General features: G+C 61.4%; 23 protein-coding genes. 9 read left to right on the top strand and 14 right to left on the bottom strand.

Annotated features, from left to right (window positions below; translation table 11 throughout):
• Positions 1–108 precede the first annotated feature (108 nt).
• The 8 genes from PYR65_RS02410 to phnG all read right to left on the bottom strand — a co-directional run bounded on the left by PYR65_RS02410 (position 109) and on the right by phnG (position 6,007).
• Positions 109–726, bottom strand: coding sequence for a DapH/DapD/GlmU-related protein (locus PYR65_RS02410; protein WP_276119764.1), 618 nt, complete (start codon positions 724–726; stop codon positions 109–111).
• Entirely contained in the window at positions 723–1,430 is a 708-nt protein-coding gene (gene phnL / locus PYR65_RS02405; protein ID WP_276119763.1) for a phosphonate C-P lyase system protein PhnL, read from the bottom strand. Before phnL ends, PYR65_RS02410 begins: the two co-directional genes overlap by 4 nt.
• Before the next feature lie 64 nt (positions 1,431–1,494).
• Positions 1,495–2,271, bottom strand: a complete 777-nt coding sequence (gene phnK / locus PYR65_RS02400; RefSeq protein ID WP_060638545.1) for a phosphonate C-P lyase system protein PhnK — start codon at positions 2,269–2,271, stop codon at positions 1,495–1,497.
• A 241-nt stretch (positions 2,272–2,512) separates the two neighbouring features.
• Positions 2,513–3,391, bottom strand: a complete 879-nt coding sequence (locus PYR65_RS02395; protein WP_276119762.1) for an alpha-D-ribose 1-methylphosphonate 5-phosphate C-P-lyase PhnJ — start codon at positions 3,389–3,391, stop codon at positions 2,513–2,515.
• Positions 3,388–3,807 (bottom strand): FosX/FosE/FosI family fosfomycin resistance hydrolase, encoded by a 420-nt coding sequence (fosX, locus tag PYR65_RS02390; protein WP_276119761.1) that lies wholly within the window; start codon positions 3,805–3,807, stop codon positions 3,388–3,390. Before fosX ends, PYR65_RS02395 begins: the two co-directional genes overlap by 4 nt.
• Positions 3,804–4,916: a carbon-phosphorus lyase complex subunit PhnI gene (locus PYR65_RS02385; protein WP_276119760.1), complete on the bottom strand. Its 1,113-nt coding sequence runs from the start codon at positions 4,914–4,916 to the stop codon at positions 3,804–3,806. The genes fosX and PYR65_RS02385 overlap by 4 nt, the downstream gene beginning before the upstream one ends.
• A gap of 3 nt (positions 4,917–4,919) precedes the next feature.
• On the bottom strand, positions 4,920–5,540 hold the full coding sequence (gene phnH / locus PYR65_RS02380; protein ID WP_276119759.1) for a phosphonate C-P lyase system protein PhnH: 621 nt from the start codon (positions 5,538–5,540) through the stop codon (positions 4,920–4,922).
• A complete protein-coding gene (gene phnG, locus PYR65_RS02375; protein WP_276119758.1) occupies positions 5,540–6,007 on the bottom strand; it encodes a phosphonate C-P lyase system protein PhnG in 468 nt (155 codons plus the stop codon). The genes phnH and phnG overlap by 1 nt, the downstream gene beginning before the upstream one ends.
• 85 nt (positions 6,008–6,092) lie before the next feature.
• Here phnG and phnF point away from each other — a divergent pair, with 85 nt between their 5' ends.
• Complete coding sequence (gene phnF / locus PYR65_RS02370) at positions 6,093–6,830, top strand: phosphonate metabolism transcriptional regulator PhnF (protein WP_276119757.1); 738 nt, start codon at positions 6,093–6,095, stop codon at positions 6,828–6,830.
• Positions 6,831–7,118: 288 nt separating this feature from the next.
• Here phnF and PYR65_RS02365 read toward each other — a convergent pair whose 3' ends face one another.
• From PYR65_RS02365 to fba, 4 genes are all read right to left on the bottom strand, one after another.
• Positions 7,119–7,958, bottom strand: a complete 840-nt coding sequence (locus PYR65_RS02365) for a fumarylacetoacetate hydrolase family protein (RefSeq protein WP_276119756.1) — start codon at positions 7,956–7,958, stop codon at positions 7,119–7,121.
• A 90-nt stretch (positions 7,959–8,048) separates the two neighbouring features.
• Positions 8,049–8,600, bottom strand: coding sequence for a gluconokinase (locus PYR65_RS02360; RefSeq protein WP_407951267.1), 552 nt, complete (start codon positions 8,598–8,600; stop codon positions 8,049–8,051).
• On the bottom strand, positions 8,569–9,336 hold the full coding sequence (locus PYR65_RS02355; protein WP_060638661.1) for an SDR family oxidoreductase: 768 nt from the start codon (positions 9,334–9,336) through the stop codon (positions 8,569–8,571). Before PYR65_RS02355 ends, PYR65_RS02360 begins: the two co-directional genes overlap by 32 nt.
• Positions 9,337–9,390: 54 nt before the next feature.
• Entirely contained in the window at positions 9,391–10,437 is a 1,047-nt protein-coding gene (fba, locus tag PYR65_RS02350) for a class II fructose-bisphosphate aldolase (RefSeq protein WP_060638554.1), read from the bottom strand.
• A gap of 649 nt (positions 10,438–11,086) precedes the next feature.
• Between fba and PYR65_RS02345 the strand changes: the two genes are divergently transcribed.
• From PYR65_RS02345 to PYR65_RS02325, 5 genes are all read left to right on the top strand, one after another.
• The gene (locus PYR65_RS02345; RefSeq protein WP_276119754.1) at positions 11,087–12,685 is read left to right on the top strand and encodes a peptide ABC transporter substrate-binding protein; all 1,599 of its coding nucleotides are present in this window, start codon (positions 11,087–11,089) and stop codon (positions 12,683–12,685) included.
• A 61-nt stretch (positions 12,686–12,746) separates the two neighbouring features.
• Complete coding sequence (oppB, locus tag PYR65_RS02340; protein WP_060638556.1) at positions 12,747–13,670, top strand: oligopeptide ABC transporter permease OppB; 924 nt, start codon at positions 12,747–12,749, stop codon at positions 13,668–13,670.
• Positions 13,663–14,790: an ABC transporter permease gene (locus tag PYR65_RS02335; RefSeq protein ID WP_060638557.1), complete on the top strand. Its 1,128-nt coding sequence runs from the start codon at positions 13,663–13,665 to the stop codon at positions 14,788–14,790. The genes oppB and PYR65_RS02335 overlap by 8 nt, the downstream gene beginning before the upstream one ends.
• A gap of 1 nt (position 14,791) precedes the next feature.
• Entirely contained in the window at positions 14,792–16,393 is a 1,602-nt protein-coding gene (locus tag PYR65_RS02330; RefSeq protein WP_276119753.1) for an ABC transporter ATP-binding protein, read from the top strand.
• Between the two features lie 207 nt (positions 16,394–16,600).
• Positions 16,601–17,512 carry an SMP-30/gluconolactonase/LRE family protein gene (locus tag PYR65_RS02325; RefSeq protein ID WP_276119752.1) on the top strand — a complete coding sequence of 304 codons (912 nt, stop codon included), beginning with the start codon at positions 16,601–16,603 and terminating at the stop codon, positions 17,510–17,512.
• 36 nt (positions 17,513–17,548) lie between these two features.
• Here the strand turns inward: PYR65_RS02325 and PYR65_RS02320 are convergent, their stop codons facing one another.
• The gene (locus tag PYR65_RS02320) at positions 17,549–18,457 is read right to left on the bottom strand and encodes a DMT family transporter (RefSeq protein ID WP_276119751.1); all 909 of its coding nucleotides are present in this window, start codon (positions 18,455–18,457) and stop codon (positions 17,549–17,551) included.
• A gap of 260 nt (positions 18,458–18,717) precedes the next feature.
• On the opposite strand from PYR65_RS02320, the gene PYR65_RS02315 reads away from it, so the two are divergent.
• The 3 genes from PYR65_RS02315 (at position 18,718) to PYR65_RS02305 (ending at position 22,648) form a co-directional block, all read left to right on the top strand.
• Entirely contained in the window at positions 18,718–21,027 is a 2,310-nt protein-coding gene (locus PYR65_RS02315; protein WP_276119750.1) for an FdhF/YdeP family oxidoreductase, read from the top strand.
• Complete coding sequence (locus tag PYR65_RS02310; RefSeq protein ID WP_276119749.1) at positions 21,027–21,326, top strand: hypothetical protein; 300 nt, start codon at positions 21,027–21,029, stop codon at positions 21,324–21,326. Before PYR65_RS02315 ends, PYR65_RS02310 begins: the two co-directional genes overlap by 1 nt.
• A 257-nt stretch (positions 21,327–21,583) precedes the next feature.
• Positions 21,584–22,648, top strand: coding sequence for a DUF475 domain-containing protein (locus tag PYR65_RS02305; RefSeq protein WP_276119748.1), 1,065 nt, complete (start codon positions 21,584–21,586; stop codon positions 22,646–22,648).
• Positions 22,649–22,846: 198 nt separating this feature from the next.
• Here the strand turns inward: PYR65_RS02305 and PYR65_RS02300 are convergent, their stop codons facing one another.
• Positions 22,847–22,972, bottom strand: a complete 126-nt coding sequence (locus PYR65_RS02300) for a hypothetical protein (RefSeq protein ID WP_276121133.1) — start codon at positions 22,970–22,972, stop codon at positions 22,847–22,849.
• Between the last annotated feature and the right edge of the window lie 62 nt (positions 22,973–23,034).

Genomic DNA, 23,034 nt, shown 5'->3' with positions numbered 1-23,034 from the left:
CGGTATGCCCTTGCCATAATGGCGGTTGATGAAGGGGGAATGTCAGTTCGATGTTGTTTTTGTTACAGTCCACAATCCCCGCAAAGGCGGGGATTGGCGCCGCAAATATCAGGCATTGTGACGGGCAAGGAATGCGTCGGCATCGAGCATTCTGAAGTCATCGAGGGCGTCGCGCAGCTTGGCGTGATCCCAATCCCACCAGGCGAGCTTCTCGAAACGGCCGGCGATCTCCTGGCCGAAGCGCTCGCGGATCAGCTTTGCCGGAACCCCGCCAACGATGGTATAGGGCGCCACGTCCTTGGAGACGACGGCGCCGGAACCAACGACCGCACCATTGCCGATCGTGACGCCGGGCAGAACGGTCGCCCCATGGCCGATCCAGACATCGTGGCCGATGACGACACGGTTTTCGCGCCGCCAGGCAAAGAAATCCTGCTCCATGTCGGCATCCGGCCAGTAGTTGGAGGCGCGGTAGGTGAAATGGTGCAGCGTTGCCCGCCAGGTCGGATGGTTGGTGGCGTTTATGCGCACCGATGCCGCAAGATTGGCAAATTTCCCGATCGTCGCGCACCAGATCATGCCGTCGCGCTCGATATAGGAATAGTCGCCGAACTCGACCTCGTCGATGCGGCAACGCTCGCCCACTTCCGTATAGCGCCCAAGGGTCGATTGATTGACAGTCGCGGTCGGATGGATCGTCGGCTCCACGCTCAGTTTCTGGCTCATGCGGCAGCCTTTCGCGGCGAAAAGGCGGAAACATCGAGAATGCGGTCGGCGACGGCATCGCGCACTTCCTCGTCATGGAAGATCCCGAGCAGGGCAACACCCTCGGCCTTCTTGGCCGCGATCATTTCGACCACAACCCGGCGGTTCGTCGCGTCCAGCGATGCCGTCGGCTCGTCGAGCAGAAGGATGGCATGGCCGGTGATGAAGCCACGGGCGATATTGACGCGCTGCTGCTCGCCGCCTGAAAAAGTGGCCGGCGGCAACTGCCAGAGTTCGCGCGGCAGGTTGAGCTTGGCCAGCAGTTCGGAAGCCCTCTCCCGCGCAACAGTTTGATCGGCGCCGCGCGCCAGAAGCGGCTCTGCAACGACATCGAGGGCTGACACGCGCGGGACGACGCGCAGGAACTGGCTGACATAACCCAGCGTATCACGCCGGACTTCGAGCACCGCGCGGGGGGCCGCTGTCGCCAGATCGACCATATGGCCCTGATGTTCGATCAGGATCTGGCCGGCATCGACGGCGTAATTGCCATAGAGCATCTTCAGGATCGAACTCTTGCCGACCCCGGACGGGCCACCGAGCACGACGCATTCGCCCTTCTTCACCGAGAAGGACACACCATTGACGACCGGCAGGCGGATACCGTCCCGAAGGTGCATGGTGAAGCTCTTGGCGACTTCGGAGACAACGAGGGGTGTTGGCATGACTATTTCTCCTTTTGGAGTATGGTTTGGTCCGAGAACCGGTTCCCGCTTTTCGCACCCATGCTCAGACCTGCAGAATGGAGGAAACGAGAAGCTGGGTGTAGGGCTCGCGCGGATCGTCGAGCACCCGGTCGGTCAGGCCCTGCTCGATCACCAGACCGTCCTTCATCACCATCATCCGGTGCGACAGAAGCCTGGCAACGGCGAGGTCATGGGTGACGATGATGGCCGACAGACCGAGGTCATGGACAAGGCCGCGCACCAGATCGAGCAGGCGCGCCTGCACCGAGACATCCAGGCCGCCGGTCGGCTCGTCCATGAAGACGAGACGCGGGGAGGTGACGAGATTGCGGGCGATTTGCAGGCGCTGGCGCATGCCGCCGGAAAAGGCTCGCGGCTGGTCGTCGATCCGGTCTTCCTCGATCTCGACGCGGCGCAGCCAGTCGGCCGCCGTGGCGCGGATATTGCCGTAATGCCGGTCTCCGACCGCCATCAGCCGCTCGCCGACATTGGCGCCGGCCGACACCGTCATGCGCAGCCCGTCCGCCGGGTTCTGATGCACGAAACCCCAGTCGGTGCGCATCAAAAACCGCCGCTCGGCCTCGCCCATACGGGCCAGATCACGGTACTGACCGTCGCGCATATGATATTCGACCACGCCCGAACTCGGCATCAGCCGCGTGGAGAGACAGGAGAGCAACGTCGTCTTGCCGGACCCGGATTCGCCAACGATGGCAAGGACTTCACCGGGCCATAGCTCGAAGGACACATTGCGGCATCCAATCCGGCTACCGTAGAATTTCGAGACATCGTTGACTTTGAGAAGGGGGACGGGGGTCATGGGGCGGTTTCCATGTTGCGCGAGAATTGCTGTTGCGGGCGGATGGACACCGCGTGCTCCCTCTTCTCCCCAGCGGGGAGAAGTGCCGAGCGTAGCGAGGCGATGAGGGGGCGCTTCGGCGAAGCCGGAGCCAGAGAGAGGTGGCCTTCGGCCCCCCTCATCCGGCGCTTCGCGCCACCTTCTCCCCGCTGGGGAGAAGAGGGAGGCTGCGGCAGGCTCCGGGCACAGTATTCCACCCCCCTCATTCTGCGGCCTCCTGGCGGCCCAGCATTTCGCCCGCATGACCGTGTTCGCGGCGATCCTCGCAGTGGTCGGTGTCCGAGCAGACGAACATGCGGCCGCCCTTGTCGTCGAGAACGACTTCATCGAGATAGACGTGCTCGGCGCCGCACAGCGCACAGGGTTTGTCGAAATGCTGGATTTCGAAGGGATGATCCTCGAAATCGAGGCTCACGACATCGGTATAAGGCGGAACCGCATAGATGCGTTTTTCGCGGCCGGCGCCGAACAGCTGCAAAGCTTCCGACATGTGCATTTTCGGATTGTCGAACTTCGGCGTCGGCGAAGGGTCCATGACGTAGCGGCCTTCGACCTTGACCGGATAGGCATAGGTCGTGGCGATATGACCGTTGCGGGCGATATCCTCGTAGAGCTTGACATGCATGAGGCCGTATTCTTCCAGCGCATGCATCTTGCGGGTTTCGGTCTCGCGCGGCTCGAGAAAGCGCAGGGGTTCGGGGATCGGCACCTGATAGACCAGCGTCTGGCCGGCCGTCAGCGCTTCCTCGGGAATCCGGTGGCGCGTCTGGATGATCGTCGCCTCGCGGGTCTTGGTCGTCACCGCGACATTGGCGACCTTCTGGAAGAAGGCGCGGATGGACACCGCGTTGGTGGTGTCGTCGGCCCCCTGGTCGATGACCTTGAGAACATCCTCCGCCCCCAGAATCGCCGCCGTCACCTGAACGCCACCCGTGCCCCAGCCATAGGGCATCGGCATTTCGCGCGATGCGAAGGGAACCTGATAGCCGGGTATCGCAATGGCCTTCAGGATCGCCCGGCGGATCATCCGCTTGGTCTGCTCGTCGAGATAGGCAAAATTGTATGTGGCAAGGTCCGTCATTCGGCTGCCTCCTTCAAACGGGAATAGGTTTCAAGCCGCCCGGCAAGCGTGCCGGTATGAAGCTCGAACAGATGGTTGTCGGCATCGTGAAAATAGATCGAGCGGCCCTCGCCTTCGATGCGCGGACGCGGTGGCATCACGTCGAGATCGAGCGAGCGGATGCGTTCCAGATAGACATCGACATCCTCGTCGCGGATCTTAAAGGCGACGTGGTTGTAGGTGCGTTCACTCAGGCTCTCGCCCTGCATGATGGCGATCCACAGGTCACCGATCGTGAAGAACTTTTCCGCTGACAGCGAAAACTGCATCTCATCGCTGGCATAGACCTGCTTGGCGCCGAAGACGGTCTGCAGGATGTCGGTCATCCGCTCGAGATCGCTGACGACGAAGGTGATGTGGGAGAGGTCCTCGATCATTCGGCCGCATCCCGGATTGGCTCGTTTTTCTCCACGCCGTTTCGCGCGTCATATTCGGCGCGCATGCGGCGGACGAGATCGAGTTCGGCCTGGAAATCGACATAGTGCGGCAGCTTCAGATGCTCGACAAAGCCGGTCGCCTGGACATTGTCGGAATGCGAAATGACGAATTCCTCGTCCTGCGCCGGGGCGACGATATCCTCGCCGAACTCTTCGGCACGCAACGCCCGGTCGACCAGCGACATGGCCATCGCCTTGCGCTCGCTCTGTCCGAAGACCAGGCCATAACCACGGGTGAACTGCGGCGGGTTCTTGGCCGAACCCTGGAACTGGTTGACCATCTGGCATTCGGTGACCTGGACGGGGCCAAGCGACACGGCAAAACCAAGCTCGGGAATATCGAGCTCCACGTCCACCTCGCCGATGCGCACTTCGCCGACGAAGGGATGGGTGCGGGCATAGCCGCGCTGGGTGGAATAGGCGAGCGCAAGCAGGAAACCCTCGTCGCCGCGCGCCAGCGCCTGCAGGCGCAGGTCGCGGTTCAGCGGAAATTCCAGCGGCTCGCGGGTAAGGTCGCCCGGCACGTGATCTTCCGGCATCTGGCCGTCACCCTCGATCAGGCCTTCGCCAGCGAGGATGTCGGAAACGCGCATCATCGATCCCTCGTCTGCCGTCCGGCGCAACGGCTCGGCAACCGGCGCGTCGGTGAGAAGCGACGGGTCCAGCAGGCGGTGGGTATAGTCGAATGTCGGGCCAAGCAGCTGGCCGCCGGGCAGATCCTTGTAGGTCGCCGAAATCCGGCGCTCGATCTTCATGTTCGCCGTATCCACCGGCACCGACATGCCGAAACGCGGCAGCGTGGTGCGATAGGCACGCAGGATGAAGATCGCCTCGATCATGTCGCCGCGCGCCTGGCGCACGGCGAGAGCGGCGAGTTCACGATCATAAAGCGAGGCTTCCGCCATGACCCGATCGACGGCGAGGCCGAGCTGGGCGACGATCTGGTCGATCGAGATGGAAGGCAAAGACCGGTCGCCGCGGCGGCGGTCGGCGAGAAGCTGGTGTGCATTGGCGATGGCGGCTTCGCCGCCCTTGACAGCAACATACATGGATCAGACCTCCCGGCGGCGTAGTTTCGTGGTGCGCGGCAGGCACAGGACATCCGTGCCGGCAACGAGGATCAGATCGACGCCACGGGGAAACAGGCCCCGGTTTTCAGCCCAGAGCGTCAGGAAAATGTCCGGCAAGCCCTTGGGGGCTATGACGGTTTCATCCTTGATGCCGGGACCCGCAGCGGTAAATTCGTCTCCGCCGGTCAGCGCGGCGATCTCGATCACCAATGTGGACGAGCGATCGGGATAGTCCTGCGTGCCCTGCGCAAACTGGTCGAAACCGGGAACGATGCCACCGGCCTCGATGAAGACGAACCGGGCGTCCGGCTTGATATCCGTCACCGGTGCGCTGGTATGGAAGGACAGCCAGGCGGGGACGGCGGATTGTTTCAGCGCAGGCGTCAACCATACCGGCGTGCCGTCATCGCAGAGCGTCAGCGCGATCGCCCCGGCACCGCCACCAAGCGGCGATGGCGGGGTGGCATCAGCGCCGAGCGGCAGGATCGTGCCCGGCCGCGCCATCGCGTCCATCAGCGCGCGAAACACCGATTGCGACTGGAAGACCGGATCGGTGAATGCGCCGGCATAGGTGCTGGCATGGGTGTCTGCGTGGGCGCCCATCAGTTGTCTCCCCGGACCATGGTGAAGAAATCGACCCGTGTGGCCGCTGTCTGTTCGGCATGTTTGCGGTCTTCGGCATCGATGCGGCTTTCCACCGCGCCGATCAGGCGTTCGACCGCAGCGCGATATTCGGGCCGCTGGTTCAGCGCATCGAAGATCGCGGCGAGGCGCGCCTTCTCCCGGTCGTTGCCGAGCAGCTGCCCATGGCCGATCTCTCCGGAGGCAAGGCGAACGGTGGCCCGGCTGACCGTCGCCTCTCCAAGATTGAACGGATCGCCACCGCCGCCGACGCGGCCGCGCACCATGACCAGCCCGGTTTCCGGACCGCGCACGGGATGCACCTCCGGCTGCGGATCGATCGCCTGCCAGCCCGCTTGCAATTCGGCCACCGAAGCACGCGCGAGCAGCTCCATTGCCCGCTTGCGGGCATTCGTCGCCATGCCGGTATTTTCTTTGATCGCGTCCATTGCTTCCGTCCGAAATGTCTATTAATGTAGACAACTATACATCTGATATCCTGCTTTTAGAACCCCCATATGACGGGCTTGTGACATGAATGCGAAAAAAGCGGTCGAGCGCCAAACCGGCGTCGCCCTCTGGCGCCAGATCGCCGATCTTATCCGGCTGTCGATCAGCAATGGTGATTATGATCAAACCGGCATGGTGCCGCCGGAAACGGTGCTTGCCGTACAATTCGGCGTCAACCGCCACACGGTGCGCAGCGCCCTGGCAGCATTGGGGGATGAGGGCCTGGTCCAGGCCATCCAGGGCCGGGGCACGATGATCCAGCGCAAGGAGCGGCTGAGTTTCCCGATTTCGCGGCGCACCCGCTTTTCGCAAGGGCTTGGCGATCAGGCCCGCGAGACCGAGGCGAAACTGCTGAACAAGGCAATACTACCGGCCGCAGGCGACGTCGCGAAAGGACTGAAGGTCGATCCCGGCGCGCTCTGTATCCAGCTCGATCTGGTCAGCAGCGCCGACGGGCGGCCGGTCTCCTGTTCCACCAGCTTCTTCCCGCAAAGCCGGTTTCCGGCCATGGCCGAACAATTCGAACAGCTGCATTCGATCACCAAGGCCTTTGCGGCACAGGGCCTGGCGGACTATGTGCGGGTCTCGACCGAGCTTGTCGCCCGCCACGCCGACGCGTCAGAACTGGCGCTGCTTCGCCTGTCGCCCGGCGCCATCGTCATTGAGGCGACGGCCATCAATGCCGATCCCGGTGGCGTGCCCGTGCAGTTCTCCCGCACCCGCTTCGCCGCCGACCGCGTCAAGCTGAAGATCGAAACCTGAAGGCATGAAAAAGGGCTGACAAAGGCAGTTTTCTGGGCATGTTGCAGGTCATTTGGGAAATGTATGCGATTGCCAAATATTTCCGTCATTCCTGTGCTCGTCACAGGAATCCAGTCAGCTCAAGTCCTTGAGCTGAAAGAGTCTTTTGACCCTATTGACGTCGGGTCGCTGGATCCCCGCCACAAGGGCAGGGATGACGGGGACTGTGAATACCGCTCTCAACAAATAGCCGAATTTTGGTCTCGCAGCAATCTGAGGGCGCGGCGCCAAGCCCCTATGGAACTGCCGTCAAACGTCGGCGACGAAAGTCTGCTTCTGCGTGCCGAGGCCTTCGATCCCGAGTTCGACGACATCGCCGTCTTTGAGATACTGCGGCGGCTTGAAACCCATGCCCACGCCGGGCGGCGTTCCCGTCGAGATAATATCGCCGGGATGCAGGGTCATGAACTGGCTGAGATAGCTGACGACATGCGCGACGCCGTAGACCATGGTCTTCGACGACCCGTTCTGTTTGCTGACGCCGTTGACCGTCAACCACATCTTCAGGTTCTGCGGATCGGCAACCTCGTCTTTGGTCACCAGCCATGGGCCGGTCGGGCCAAAGGTGTCGCAGGACTTTCCCTTCGTCCACTGTCCGGAACGCTTGGTCTGAAAATCGCGCTCTGAGACGTCGTTGATGACGCAATAGCCGGCGACATGCTCCATCGCATCCGCTTCCGATACGTATTTGGCTTTTTTGCCGATGATCACGCCCAGCTCGACTTCCCAGTCCGTCGCTTCCGATCCGCGCGGGATGAGAACATCATCGTTCGGGCCGGCGATGGCAGAGGTCGCCTTCATGAAGATCACCGGCTCGGGCGGCACCGTGGCCCCCGTCTCGGCGGCATGGTCGGCATAGTTCAGGCCGATGCAGATGAATTTGCCCGTACCGGCGACGCAAGCGCCAATGCGCGGGCTGCCGCCAACCAGGGGCAGGCTGCCAATATCCAGGCCATCAGCCCAGCCCATGTCGCTGATCGCATCGCCGCCGACATCGGCGATAACGCTGCTGAGGTCCCGGATCTGGCCATCCGTGTCGAGAATACCCGGTTTTTCGGAGCCGGCCGGCCCGTAGCGCAAAAGTTTCATCTCTTCTCTTCCCTTGAATCCAGACAATCCTGCCGCCTGACAAATCAAAGGCGGGCAGCGTTGTAAAGCGCTTTCGCCCCAGGCGCAGCCTCAGCGCGCCGGCAAATCTTGCAATCCGGCGAGAGCCTTCTCAACGATACCGGCCAGTGGCAGATCGACATCGACGGTCACGACGCCGGGTTCGCCCGTCGGGGGCTCAAGCGTGGCAAACTGGCTGTCGAGCAGCGATGCCGGCATGAAATGCCCGGCGCGGGCCTTCATCCTCTGGTCGAAAACCGCCCGCGATCCCTCCAGGAAAACGAAGGCCAGACGCCCGCCGGCCGCAGCCCGCAACCGGTCGCGATAGATTTTCTTCAGCGCCGAACAGGAGACGATCACCCGCTCGCCGCGCGCGACACTCTCACCAATCAGGCCGCCGATGAGATCGAGCCACGGCCAGCGATCCTCGTCGGAAAGCGGGATACCCGCCGACATTTTGGCAATATTGGCGGGCGGATGCAGGCTGTCACCCTCGATGAACCGGCAGTTCAATGCATTCGCCAGCCGCTCGCCGACCGAGGTCTTGCCGCAGCCGCTGACACCCATGACGATGACCGGCAGAAGCGAATTTTCAGAGAGAGGTTGTGATACCGCCATCGACATAGAGCGTGTGTCCGTTCACGAAGGAAGACGCGTTGCTGACGAGAAAGACTGCCGAGCCGACAAGCTCTTCGACATTTCCCCAGCGCGCCGCGGGTGTACGCTTTTCCAGCCAGTCTGAAAACTCCGGATTGTCCACCAGCGCCTGATTGAGCGGCGTCCGGAAATAGCCGGGCGCGATGGCATTGATCTGCAATCCGTGCCGGGCCCAATCGGCGCACATGCCGCGCGTCAGGTTCCTGACAGCACCTTTGGTCGCCGTGTAGGGCGCGATGCCGGGCCGGGCGAGTTCGCTCTGCACCGAGGCGATATTGACGATCTTGCCCCGGCCCCTGCCGATCATGAAACGGGCAACGGCCTGGCTCACATAAAACACGCTGGATATATTCGTTGCCAGCAGCTGTTCCCATTTGTCGGCGGGAAAGTCTTCGAGCGGCGAACGGAACTGCATTCCGGCATTGTTGATCAGGATATCGATCGCGCCGATTTCGCTCTCGATAATGCCGACAGCCTCAGCCGCAGCATCCCGGCTGGTGACATCGAAGGCGGCGGCATTAGCGACATGGCCGTTGTCCCGCAGAGCGGTAACGGCGGCCGCGACCTTTTCGGCATCCCGGCCGTTGACGACGATCTCGGCGCCATGCGCCGCAAGCCCCTCCGCCAGCGCAAACCCGATACCCTGGCTGGAACCGGTGATCAGCGCGCGCCGGCCGGCCAGATCAAACAGCGGAAAGCTCATCAGTTTGCCCTTAAAGCGGGATGTGGCGGAAGCACCTTCCGCCACCATGCGTCGTCAGACCGCCTTTGAATAGGCCTTTGCCATGTCGGGCAGACGCTTGACGCGGATTTTCGATGCCTGTCCCGCCGCATTGAAGGCAATGAAGCGCTCCTTGCAGACTTCGACCATGCGGGCCGTCGCCGGCTTCAGGTAGTTGCGCGGATCGAAATTGTCCGGGTTCTGCAGGTGATGCTTGCGGATTTCGCCGGTGAAGGCAAGGCGCAGGTCGGTGTCGATATTGACCTTGCGGACCCCCAGCGGAATGGCCTTCTGGATCTCGGCCAGCGGAACGCCCCAGGTCTGCTTCATCTGGCCGCCAAACTCGTTGAACAGGTCCTGCAGGTCCTGCGGCACCGTGGACGAACCGTGCATGACCATATGCGTGTTCGGCAGGCGCTTGTGAATCTTGGCAATCGTGTCGATCGACAGGATTTCGCCATCCGGCGCGCGGGTGAACTTGTAGGCGCCGTGGCTGGTGCCGATGGCGACGGCGAGCGCATCGACGCCGGTCTTTTCGACGAAATCGAAAGCCTGCTCCGGATCGGTCAGCAATTCCTCGCGCGACAACTTGCCTTCGAAGCCATGGCCGTCTTCCTTTTCGCCGGCGCCCGTTTCCAGGTTGCCGAGACAGCCAAGCTCGCCTTCGACCGATACGCCGGCGGCATGGGCGATCTTCACCACTTCGGCGGTGACATCGACATTATACTCATAGGAGGCGATCGACTTGCCGTCGGCCAGAAGCGAGCCGTCCATCATGACGGAGGTGAAGCCATTGGTGATCGCCGAAATGCAGGTCGACGGCTGGTCGCCATGGTCGAGATGCAGGCAGACCGGGATATGCGGGTATTCTTCGGTGGCGCCCAGGATCAGGTGACGCAGGAAAGCATCGCCGGCATAGGCGCGGGCACCACGGCTGGCCTGCAGGATGACCGGAGAATCCGTGGCATCGGCGGCGCGCATCACGGCCTGAATATATTCCAGATTGTTCACGTTGAACGCGGGCAGCGCGTAGTTGTTTTCAGCGGCGTGGTCCAAAAGCTGCCGCAAGGTGATCAATGCCATCGTCGAAAGTCTCCCATTGTCTCAGCGCCATCCGTCCTGATCATGATGACGCATATGTTATTCTCCGCCTGAGCAGAAGCACTCCCCACAATAGCCAACTGGTATCGCGACCAGGCCTCCTGGCGAATTGCGGGGCGGATTTGCCTGGCACCATAATTGATGATCCGGGTTTGGCAACCGCCGCGCAAACGGAAATGCGGGTGCTCAGCGTACGGAAACGTTACAGGTCGAGCCCGAGAGGCAAATTATCCTGTATTTTTTTGTCTACACCGCAAGGACAGCTTTTGATTGTTATCGAACCGTCACGCGCCGTTCCTGCACGCGCTTCGTCAGGCGGGTCCGCGAAACCACGAAAGTGGCGTTGCGCACGATCACCGTCGCAATCCGCCTTTGCACGCACGCATATTACGTAAACAGCCGCAAATAATGGCCAAGCTTGCGCAGATGCCGCAAAACAACCTTCGAGGAGCGGGCTCACGCCGTCGAATTCCGCCCGAAAAGCCTGCGATTGAAATGCAACCGACGCGCTAGAATGACCTGTCCGCGAGCGACATTTCAGTGCCGGAGGCGACATTTAGAGCCTTGCCACTGGAAAAGAATTGGCATTCTATCGCCGCTTCACAACCTAAAAGAGGGGAAGGAGAACAAAATGACATTGGCAAAAATCAACCTCCGTACGGCAATGCTGCTGGGATCAATTCTGATTGGCGCGAGCCCGGCGCTCGCCGAAACCGTCCTGCACCGCGGCAATGCCGGCGAGCCGCAGACGCTCGATCAGGCCCACACCTCGATCAATATCGAAGCCTTCATCCTGAAGGACCTTTTCGAAGGCCTGACGATCTATGACGCCGCCGGCAAGATCGTCCCGGGTGCAGCCGAAACCTGGGATCTGTCAGACGATGGTCTCGTCTATACCTTCAAGCTGCGCGCCGACGCAAAGTGGTCGGATGGCTCTCCGGTTACCGCCGGGGATTTCGTGTTCTCTCTTCAGCGCGTCGAAGATCCGAAGACTGCAGCCGGTTACGCCAACATTCTTTTCCCGGTCAAGAACGCCGAAAAGGTCAACAAGGGCGAAGTGCCGGTCGATCAGCTCGGTGTAAAGGCCATCGACGACAAGACTCTGGAAATCACACTGGAGCGTCCGACGCCATTCTTCCTTGAGCTTCTCGCGCACCAGACCGCCCTGCCGATCTCCAAGGCCAGCTTCGAAAAGAGCGGTGCCGACTTCGTCAAGCCAGGCGTCATGGTCTCAAACGGGGCCTACAAGCTGACAGCCCATGTGCCAAACGACACGCTCACGGTCGAGAAGAACCCATCCTATTGGGACGTCAACAACGTCAAGATCGACAAGGTGATCTTCTACCCGATCGACGATCAGGCTGCCTCCGTGCGCCGCTTCGAGGCCAAGGAAATGGACCTCGCCTATAATTTCTCGGCTGACCAGCTGGAACGCCTGCGTGGCTCGCTCGGAGACCAGGTGCATGTCTCTCCGGCATTGGCGACCTACTATTATGCCTTCGATACGCGCCAGGAGCCCTATAGCGATGTCCGCGTCCGCCGCGCCCTGTCGATGGCCGTCGATCGCGACTTCCTTGCAAAGGAAATCTACAGCGGCTCCCAGCTGCCATCCTACTCGATGGTTCCTCCGGGCATGGAGAATTACGGCGAGCCTTCAAAGGCCGATTTTGCCGACAAGTCGCAGCTCGACCGCGAGGATGAAGCCCTCAAGCTGATGAAGGAAGCCGGGTACGGCGAAGGCGGCAAGCCGCTCGACATCGAAATCCGCTACAACACCAACCCGAACCACGAACGTGTCGCCACGGCCGTTGCCGACATGTGGAAGAACACGTTCGGCGCCAAGGTGTCGATGGTCAATCTCGACGTCTCCTCGCACTATGCCTACCTGCAGGAAGGCGGCAAGTTCAACGTTGCCCGTGCGGGCTGGGTGGCCGACTATGCCGATGCCGAAAACTTCCTGGCACTGAGCGTCTCGGCGAACAAGACCTTCAACTACGGTCACTTCGAGAACAAGGATTTCGACGCCCTGATGAAGTCGTCCTACACGGAGCAGGACCCGACTGTCCGCTCCAAGCTTCTTCACGACGCCGAAACCCTTTTGATGAAGGAACAGCCTGTCGCGCCGCTGCTGGCCCAGGCGGAACTCTGGCTGGTATCGAACAGAATCAAGGGCTGGCAGGATAATGCTGCCAACGAGCATCTGAGCAAGTTCCTCAGCATCGCCGAATAATGGAACTTTGACGCGCGGCAACGGCTTGTCGCCGCGCGTCATGGTCAGAGAGTAAAGCCCCATGATCTCCTTTGTCCTGCGCCGCCTTGCGAGCGCCGTGCCGACGTTGTTCATCGTCGTCACGATTTCCTTTTTCCTGATGCGGTTCGCCCCAGGCGGCCCCTTCAATCTCGAACGCCCGCTGCCGCCGCAGACGATGGCGAACCTGATGGCGACCTATCACCTGGACCAGCCGCTCTGGAACCAGTACCTCGCCTATATCGGCAATGCCGTGACCGGCGATTTCGGACCGAGCTACATCTACAAGGACAACACCGTCGCCGAGCTGATCGGCAAGGGCCTGCCCTATTCGATGGAACTTGGTTTCTACGCCCTGGTGCTTGCATTGTTTGGCGGCGTTCTCGCCGGCACGATCGCCGCCCTCAGGCAAAACAGCGCCCTCGACTTTCTCATCATGTCGGTCTCGACCATGGGTGTCACCATACCGAACTTCGTCGTCGGCCCCGTGCTGACGCTGATCTTTGCCATCACGCTGTCCTGGCTTCCCGCCGGCAGCTGGGGCGACGGTTCGCTGCGCTTTCTGATCCTGCCGATGATCGCGCTTGCTTTGCCGCAGCTTGCGGTGTTTGCGCGGCTGACGCGCGGCTCGATGATCGAGGCGCTGCATACCGATCATATCCGCACCGCGCGCGCCTATGGCCTGCCTTCGCGCACAGTGGTCATCACCCATGCGATGCGCGCCGCCATGCTGCCGGTCGTGTCCTATCTGGCGCCGGCGGCTGCGGCCCTGCTCACCGGCTCGGCTGTTGTCGAGACGATCTTCACCATTCCTGGCGTCGGACGCTATTTCGTGCTGGGGGCGATCAACCGCGACTATACGCTGGTGATGGGCACCGTGGTGCTGATTGCCATCTTCGTCATCGTTTTCAATCTTCTGGTCGACATTCTCTACGGCCTTCTCGATCCGAGGGTTCGCCATGACTGATATCGTCACCACGCAACTGCCGCCGGAAACGGCCAGCAGAAGCCTGTTTCAGCTCGCCACCATGCGTTTTCGCCGCAACCGCGCCGCCATGGCCGGCTGCGTGACGCTGCTGCTGATCACCCTGTTTTCCTTCCTTGGCCCCTATTTCATCAGCCATAGCTATGACCAGGTGTTCCCGTCCTATGTCTCGATCCCGCCAAGCGTCGAGCCCCGGCCGGACGCATCGAGCCTGCAGGCGGTGATGGAAGGCGTAGCGTCACGGGCGCGCGTCGATCTGAAGGAATTTGCCGTCGAAGGCCAGACGTTCACCGCCACCGTGACGTCAGCCACGCCGATCGATCCGCGCACCACGCGCTATTTCGACCGCGCCAACGAATTCGACAGCACGCAGATCGCCGCCACCGAAGACGATGGCAAGACGCTGAAACTCACCGGCAGCGTTTCGCGGGAATATTTCCTGTTCGGCACGGATTCCAACGGCCGTGACCTGATGGCCCGCGTCATGCTTGGCGGCCAGATCTCGATCGCCGTGGGGCTGCTGGCCAGCCTGGTTTCGCTGAGCATCGGCGTTCTCTATGGCGCGACCTCCGGCTATATTGGCGGCCGCGTCGATAATGTCATGATGCGGTTCGTCGAAATCCTCTATTCGCTGCCTTTCGTCTTCCTCGTCGTCGTGTTGGTCGTCTTCTTCGGACGCTCGTTCATTCTGATCTTCCTTGTCATCGGCGCGGTGGAATGGCTGGATATGGCCCGCATCGTGCGCGGCCAGACGCTCGCCCTGAAACGGCGGGAATTCATCGGTGCAGCGCAGGCGCTGGGACTGACCGACTGGCAGATCATCCGCCGCCACATCATCCCGAACACGATCGGACCGGTGGTGGTTTTCGTCACCGTGGTCGTGCCGAAGGTTATTCTGCTGGAAAGCTTTTTGTCCTTCCTCGGCCTTGGCGTTCAGGCGCCGCTGACAAGCTGGGGTGCGCTGATTGCCGAAGGTGCCAACAATATCCAGTCGGCACCCTGGCTCCTGATCTTCCCGGCGATCTTCTTCGTCCTCACCCTGTTCTCGCTCAATTTCGCCGGTGACGGCCTGCGCGATGCGCTCGACCCGAAGGACCGTTGATATGACTGATAAACAGGAAACAATCCTCGCCGTGCGCGACCTCAGGGTCACCTTCACGACGCCGGATGGCGACGTGCAGGCGGTCAAGGGCATCGATCTCGACATCAAGGCCGGCGAGACGCTGGCCGTGGTGGGCGAGAGCGGCTCCGGCAAGAGCCAGACAATGATGGGCATCATGGGCCTTCTGGCCGGCAACGGCCGGGTCACCGGCTCGGCGAAATATCGCGGCCAAGAGCTGGTCGGACTGCCGCTGAAGGCGCTGAACACCGTGCGCGGCGCCAAGATCACCATGATCTTCCAGGAGCCGATGACCTCGCTCGACCCGCTCTATACGATCGGCCGCCAGATCGCCGAACCGATCGTCCACCATCGCGGCGGCACGTTCAAGCAGGCCCGCGCCCGCGTGCTCGAACTGCTGGAACTGGTCGGCATTCCCGATGCCAAGCGCCGCATCGACAGCTACCCGCATGAAATGTCCGGCGGCCAGCGCCAGCGCGTCATGATCGCCATGGCGCTTGCCAACGATCCCGACATCCTGATTGCCGACGAACCGACAACGGCGCTCGACGTCACCATCCAGGCGCAGATCCTCGATCTGCTCAATTCGCTGCAGGCGAAATTCGGCATGGCGGTGGTGCTGATCACCCACGATCTCGGGATCGTCAAACATTTTGCCAACAGGGTTGCGGTCATGCGCCGCGGCGAGGTGGTGGAGACCGGAACGACGGCCGATATCTTCGAGCGTCCGCAGGCCGACTACACGAAGATGCTCCTTGCCGCCGAACCGCACGGCCGCAAGGCTTCGCCCCCACAGACGGCACCGGTCATTCTCGAAGGCCGGAATGTCTCAGTCGATTATGCCACCGGCGGCGGTCTGTTCGGCCGCTCGGCCGGTGTCTTCCGCGCCGTCGATGGCGTCAACATCCGGCTGAAGGAAGGCCAGACGATCGGCATTGTCGGCGAATCCGGTTCCGGCAAGTCGACACTCGGCCGCGCTCTTCTGCGGCTGGTGCCGAGTTCCGGCCGTTATCAGTTCGGAACGGCCAATATTTCCGATTTCGGCCGCTCCGCCATGCGGCCGCTGCGCCGGCAATTGCAGCTGGTGTTCCAGGACCCCTACGGCTCGCTGTCGCCACGCCAGACGGTCGGAGAGATCATCACCGAAGGCCTTTATGTCCACGAACCGCAGCTGAGCCGCGCCGAGCGTGACAAGCGGGCCATCGAAGCGCTCAAGGAGGTCCGCCTCGATCCGGCCGCCCGCAACCGCTATCCGCACGAATTCTCCGGCGGCCAGCGCCAGCGCATCGCCATCGCCCGCGCCATCATCCTGAAGCCGAAGGTCGTCATTCTGGATGAACCGACCTCGGCGCTCGATCGCTCCGTCCAGGGCCAAGTCATCGATCTCCTGCGTGATCTGCAGAAAGCGCACGGGCTGTCCTACATCTTCATCAGCCACGATCTCTCGGTGATCAAGGCGATGTCGGACTATGTGGTCGTGATGAAGAATGGCAAGATCGTCGAGGAAGGCGATACCGACGCGATCTTCCAGGCCCCGCGCGAAACCTACACCCAGACCCTGATGAGCGCCGCCTTCACGGCATAGCGGTTCGACGGAAAACCCCTGCGCCGGAAAAGAATACTCTCCCCCCTTGCGGGGGAGATGCCGGCACAGCCGGCAGAGGAGGGTGGCATCCACTTACACTGAACTCCCCGCCCTGCGCTTATTTCCATCCACCAATTACAGTCCGAAAATTTATGCGCTAGATTGCCCGCAAAGCCGGACGCACAGCGCCGGAAATGGAGCACGATCGTGACCAGCCCATCACTTTACGAAATCCACGACCAGCGCTTCCGGTCACTGATCGTCGGCAGCGCCGCTCTCGAGGAACTGCATTCCGGCTGCCGCTGGGCCGAAGGCCCTGTCTGGTTCGATGACGCCCAGCAGCTGTTATGGAGCGACATCCCCAATCAGCGCATCCTGCGCTGGGTGCCGGACGGCGGCGTATCGGTCTACCGGTATCCCTCGAATTTCGCCAATGGCCATACCCGCGACCGGCAGGGGCGGCTGATCTCGTGCGAACACGGCACCCGCCGCGTCACCCGCACCGAGACCGACGGTTCGATCACGGTGCTGGCCGCCAGTTTCGAGGGCAAGCGGCTGAATTCGCCCAATGACGTCGTCGTGCGCTCCGACGGCAGCATCTGGTTCAGCGATCCGACCTACGGCATCCTGTCGGACTATGAGGGCTATAAATCAGCGCCGGAACAGGACAAGCGCAGTGTGTACCGGCTTGATCCGGGCACAGGTGAATTGACGGCGGTGGCCAGCGATGTCCTCCAGCCCAACGGACTTGCCTTCTCGCCCAGCGAAACCAGGCTCTATGTCGCCGATAGCGGCACCAACCCGGACGATACGGCCCCGGCCCATATCCGGGTCTATGATGTTGAGGGCACGCGGCTCACCAATTCCTCGGTCTTCTGCCATCTCGACGAAGGCCGGCCGGACGGGTTCCGCGTCGATACCAACGGCAATCTGTGGACCAGCGGCGGCCATGCGGTACATTGTTTTGCCCCGGACGGAACCCTGCTCGGCAAGATCCGCATCCCGCAGGGCGTTTCCAACCTCACCTTCGGCGGCGCCCGCCGCAACCGGCTGTTCATCACCGCGACGCAATCCGTCTATTCGATCTACGTGACCGCGACCGGCGCCCAGCGGCCTTAGAGCCTCGTACGATCAATGAGGCTCTAATGATCCCGGCTAGTTGTTGATCGCGCTCTGGCGCTTCAACTGCTGTTCGCGGAAGAAGATGAACAGGCCGGACGCGATGATCAGCGCTGCGCCGACGAGCACGGTCCAGCGCGGCGTATCGCCGAAGAACATCCAGCCGAAGACCACAGCCCAAAACAGAAGCGTATATTGCAAAGGTACGACGGTGGCCGCATCCGCAAGCTTCAGCGAGCGGCTGACCAGAAGATGCGCCATCATCGCGACGATGCCGAGAAGGCTGAGCGCAAACAGCGCCTGCATATCGAGTGGCGCCCAGCCGGCCGTATTGGCCCCGACGCCGACCAGAGAAAAGATCAGCGCGCCGCTCAGCTGCCAGAAGATCAGCGTCGTATCAGGCGTTGACCGCAGGGTCCGCCCCAAAAGCAGCGCAAAAGCGAAGGCGGCACTACCGACCAGCGCGATCAGCGCCGGCAGCGAAAAGCTCTTGGCGGATGGTTCCAGCGCGATGATGACCCCGGCAAAGCCGATCAGGATCGCCGTCCACCGCCGCCAGCCGACTTTTTCGCCAAGCAGGAACGGCGACGCGGCCGCGACATAGATCGGGGCCGCCAGCCAATAGGTCATCGCATCGGCCAGCGGCATATAGGCGACCGCAAAATAGAAGGCCGATGCATCGACGGCAAACAGCAGCGAACGCAGCGCATGCAGCCACGGCCGGTCGACCTGGATGAGGCTGCGCCAGCCGCGCTTGATGAAAAACGGCGTCAGCACGATCAGCGCGGCGATGCTGCGGATCGTCATCAGCTGGGGAACAGAATAGGTCGAGACCAGCCATTTCCCCATGACGTCGTTGAGCGAGAACATCAGCATGCCCAAGAGCATGATCAACACGCCGTTGCGGGCGGCATTTGATGAAGGGGCAAGGGTCTCAGTGGTCATGGCATGGATTCCGGCGGCAATGCGTGCCAGTCGCACATTCCGGCCGGGCGATCCAGTCGCGAAAAAGCATAGGTCCATGAACAATTGGAATGCTGTTCAGGCGTGCTCTCGCTTGGGACGGAGCTGATTGATAGATAATTCCTATCGCCGCATGCGATGCGCACCCTTGAATGAACTGCGAAATTCCATCAAAAGCCTCTAAAGACCTCTTTTTTGGTCACGTTTCTTCTATCAGCTGCACGTCAGGGATCGCTGCGTTCATGGGCAAGACTGTTTTCATCGGCAAAGCCTCCAAAGCTGCGGGCGGCTGGGGTGCATTGAAAAGCTGCGGCAAGCGGCTTCTGGAAAGCGGTTCGCCGATTTCGGGCGCGCGTGCGCTGTTGAAGGCAAACCAGCCCGATGGCTTCGATTGCCCCGGCTGCGCCTGGGGTGATCCCGAACATGGATCCTCGTTCGAATTTTGTGAAAACGGCGTCAAGGCCGTGGCCTGGGAGGCAACGGACAAGCGCACGCCGCCGGATTTCTTCGCGGCAAACACCGTCACGGCGCTGCAATCCTGGAGCGACTACGAGCTGGAACAGCAGGGCCGCCTCACCCATCCGATGCGCTATGACAGCGCCACCGACACCTATACACGTGTCAGCTGGGACGCTGCCTTTGCCGAGATCGGCGCCATCCTCAACAGTTTCGACACGCCCGACCGGGCGGAATTCTACACCTCCGGTCGCGCCTCCAACGAAGCCGCCTTCCTCTACCAGCTGTTCGTGCGGCTCTACGGCACCAACAATTTTCCCGATTGCTCCAACATGTGCCACGAGGCAAGCGGCATCGCCATGAAACAGGCCGTCGGCGTCGGCAAGGGCACCGTGCTTCTGGAGGATTTTGAAAAGGCCGACGCCATCTTCGTCATCGGCCAGAATCCCGGCACCAATCATCCGCGCATGCTCGGCGACCTGCGCCGTGCCGCACAGCGCGGCGCAAAAATCGCAGTGTTCAATCCGGTGCGCGAGCGCGGGCTGGAACGGTTTGCCGATCCGCAAGACAAGCTGGAAATGCTGCGCGGCGGCTCGACCGAGATTGCCAGCGACTATTTCCAGCCACGCCTCGGTGGCGACATGGCCGCCGTGCGCGGCATGGCCAAGGCCGTCTTTGCCGCCGATGACGCAGCCCTTGCGTCAGGCGAACTTTCCATTCTCGATCGTGATTTCCTGGCGCAGCACACCGCCGGTTTTGAAGCCTACCGGGCCGCTGTCGACGCGACCGGCTGGGCCGAGATCGAGGATCAGTCGGGCCTGACGCGGCTGGAGCTGGAACGCGCAGCCGAAACCTATCTGGGCGCCGAACGCGTGATCTGCACCTGGGCCATGGGAGTGACGCAGCACCGGCATTCGGTGATCACCATCCGCGAGATCGCGAATTTCATGATGCTGCGCGGCAATATCGGCAGGCTGGGCGCCGGCCTCTGCCCCGTGCGCGGACATTCCAACGTGCAGGGCGACCGCACCGTGGGGATCAACGAGAAGGCGCCTGCCGTCTTTCTCGATGCTCTGGAACGGGAATTCGATTTCAAGGCGCCGCGCAAGGAGGGCCATAACGTGCTGGCCGCCATCGGCGCCATGCTGGATGGCTCTGCCAAAGCCTTTATCGGCCTTGGCGGCAATTTCGCCCGCGCCACCCCCGATAGCCCGATCATTGCCAAGGCGCTTTCGCGGCAGAAGCTGACGGTCAATATCGCCACCAAGCTCAATCACTCGCACCTGATGCCGGGCGAGGTCAGCTTCATCCTGCCCTGCCTTGGCCGCACAGAGATCGACCGGAACTCAAAGGGCGTCAGCCAGATCGTCACCGTCGAGGATTCCATGAGCATGGTGCATGGCTCCGGCGGCATCAACAAACCGGCCTCGCCGGAACTGCGCTCCGAAGTCGCCATCATCGCCGGTATCGCGGCGGCGACTGTCGGTTCAGTCAAGGTAGACTGGGCAGCGCTTGCCGATGATTACGATCTGATCCGCAATCACATCGCCAATGTCATCCCCGGTTTCGAAAATTACAACGAACGCGTCCGCAAGCCGCGCGGCTTCCACCTGCGCAATGCCGCCGCAAACCGGGAATGGGAAACCCCGGCTGGCCGCGCCACCTTCTGGAGCGGCATGCTTCCCGCCGCCATCGAACATCAGGTCGCCCGTGGCCAGGACGGCGTCTTCGTGCTGCAGACTTTCCGCTCGCACGACCAGTACAATACGACGATCTACGGCATGGACGACCGCTATCGTGGCGTCTATGGCGAACGCAGCGTCGTCTTTATCAATCCCGCCGACCTCGCTGAGCTCGGTGCGGAGGCGGGCAGCCGCGTCGATGTGATCGGCAAGCATGATGACGGCATCTTGCGCACCGCCAGCGATTTCCGCCTGGTACCCTATGACATTCCGCGCGGCTGCGTTGCCGGCTATTATCCGGAACTGAACGTCCTGGTCCCGCTTTCGAGCGCCGGTGAAGAAAGCGATACGCCGACATCGAAATCTGTCCTCGTATCCTTCCGCACAAGGGATACATCAGCAGAAGCCGCGTAATGCCGGAGGACTTTTCCGAGGCCGGCTTCCTCGCCTATGCCGATGCTCTACGGACACTCGACCCGGCACTTTCGCCGCTGGCGGCGGGTATCGTCGCTGCAGTCTATCAAGAGATCGCTGCCGATAGCCGCACGTTTGCAAAGCTGTTCGGCATCGCCCACGCCCTGGTCCTGCGCGAAATCAACCAGCTCACCGGGCCCGGTACGCCCCTCGAAATCATCCGCCGCGATGCGCGCACACAGCGAACATATCTCGAACTTACCGTAAAAGGTGAGGCACTTTGCCGCCTCATCCCTTGACGTTGCCAAAAGGCTTGCTATGTAAACGTGGACTCAGCAGTGCAGGGCATTACAACACGCCTGCTGAGCAAACCTGATACCGGGCCCCTCTGGCGAGAATTTACGGCGCTCTCGTGATGTCGGTATTACCCCGCAAATAAGCCGGCGGATTGTAAGCAAATGACACTCCTTTTCATGCGTTCCTCGCATGCCGTTCAGGGCATGCGGGATGTCTCCCGATATTCAGCATTTAGCCTCTTCGGTGCGGAGGTGCGGCCATGACAACCGCTCCCCAGACATCCACTCTCGGCTATTTCAAATGGTCTTTCATCGTTACCGCCGTTGGTCTTGCGCTCGGCGCCTGGCTCGGCTGGACGACCACAGGCACGATCGGCGGCATGGCCACGGTCTTCTTCATTTGTACGGTGCTTGCCGTGCTGGAAATCTCGCTGTCCTTCGATAACGCCATCGTCAATGCCAACAAGCTCAAGGAAATGACACCGGTCTGGCAACAGCGGTTCCTGACCTGGGGTATCCTCATTGCCGTTTTCGGCATGCGGATCGTCTTCCCGCTGCTGATCGTCGTCATCGCCGCCCAGATCGGGCCGATCGAGGCGCTTGTGCTGGCCGCCGCACGCCCGGAAGAATATGCCCGTATCATGAACGAGGCGCACCTACCGATCGCCGCTTTCGGCGGGACGTTCCTGATGATGGTCGGCCTGAAATTCTTCTTCGACCATGAGAAGGATGTGCACTGGATCCAGGTCCTGGAACGCAACATGTCGCGGTTCGCCTCGATCAAGGGCGTCGAAATCGCCTTCGTGCTGACCGTGATCCTGTGCTTCTCCTCGCTGCTGGAAGGCGAAGAGGCCACCACGTTCATCTACTGCGCCATCTACGGCCTGTTGACCTTCCTTGCAGTGGAAGTCATCGGCGGCCTGCTCGATGCATCGCAGCAGACGATGAATGCGGCGGCAAAGGGTGGTCTCGGTGCCTTCATCTATCTTGAAGTGCTGGATGCGAGCTTCTCCTTCGACGGTGTTATCGGGGCTTTTGCCATGACGCAGAACCTCTTCATCATCGCCATCGGCCTTGGCATCGGCGCCATGTATGTGCGCTCGATGACGATCATGCTGGTGGAAAAAGGCACGCTTGCCGAATACCGCTACCTGGAACACGGCGCTTTCTACGCGATCCTGATCCTGTCGGTGATCATGTATGTCCAGACGCTCTTCCATATTCCGGAAGTCATCACCGGTCTTGGCGGTGCAACGCTCATCGGCATCTCGCTCTGGTCGTCGATCAAGCACAACCGCCGCGAACAGTTGGCCGGCGCGCACTAACCACACCAGCCACCCTGCACAAACAGAAATGCCGTCCGTCAAAAGCGGGCGGCATTTTTCATATCTAGACATCAGCCCGGACTTTGGTTCGGACCGCCTGCGGCGTTCGTCAGATCGGCATGCGCGAAGGACGGCCTGAAACGCAAAAAGCCCACCAGTTTCCTGGCGGGCTTTTCTCATTGCATGGCAGCGATTACATTAGCCGCGCTTGACGGAATGGAAGTTTGCCGGGTTGATGCCGAGTGTATAGAGGTCGCGGTCCAGCGGACGGCGGTTGCCCTCTACTGCTGCGGCAGCGGCCGTGGCCGCGCCAAAGATGGCCATGGCATTACCGAAAAAGCCTCGGGCAGATTTAGGGGCACTCATCTCTTTAACTCACTTTCCTA

The sequence above is a fragment of the Pararhizobium qamdonense genome, assembly GCF_029277445.1.
Lineage (GTDB): Bacteria > Pseudomonadota > Alphaproteobacteria > Rhizobiales > Rhizobiaceae > Pararhizobium > Pararhizobium qamdonense.
The sequence above is the reverse complement of the archived record's forward strand: the minus strand, read 5'-3'. Positions and strand labels throughout refer to the sequence as shown.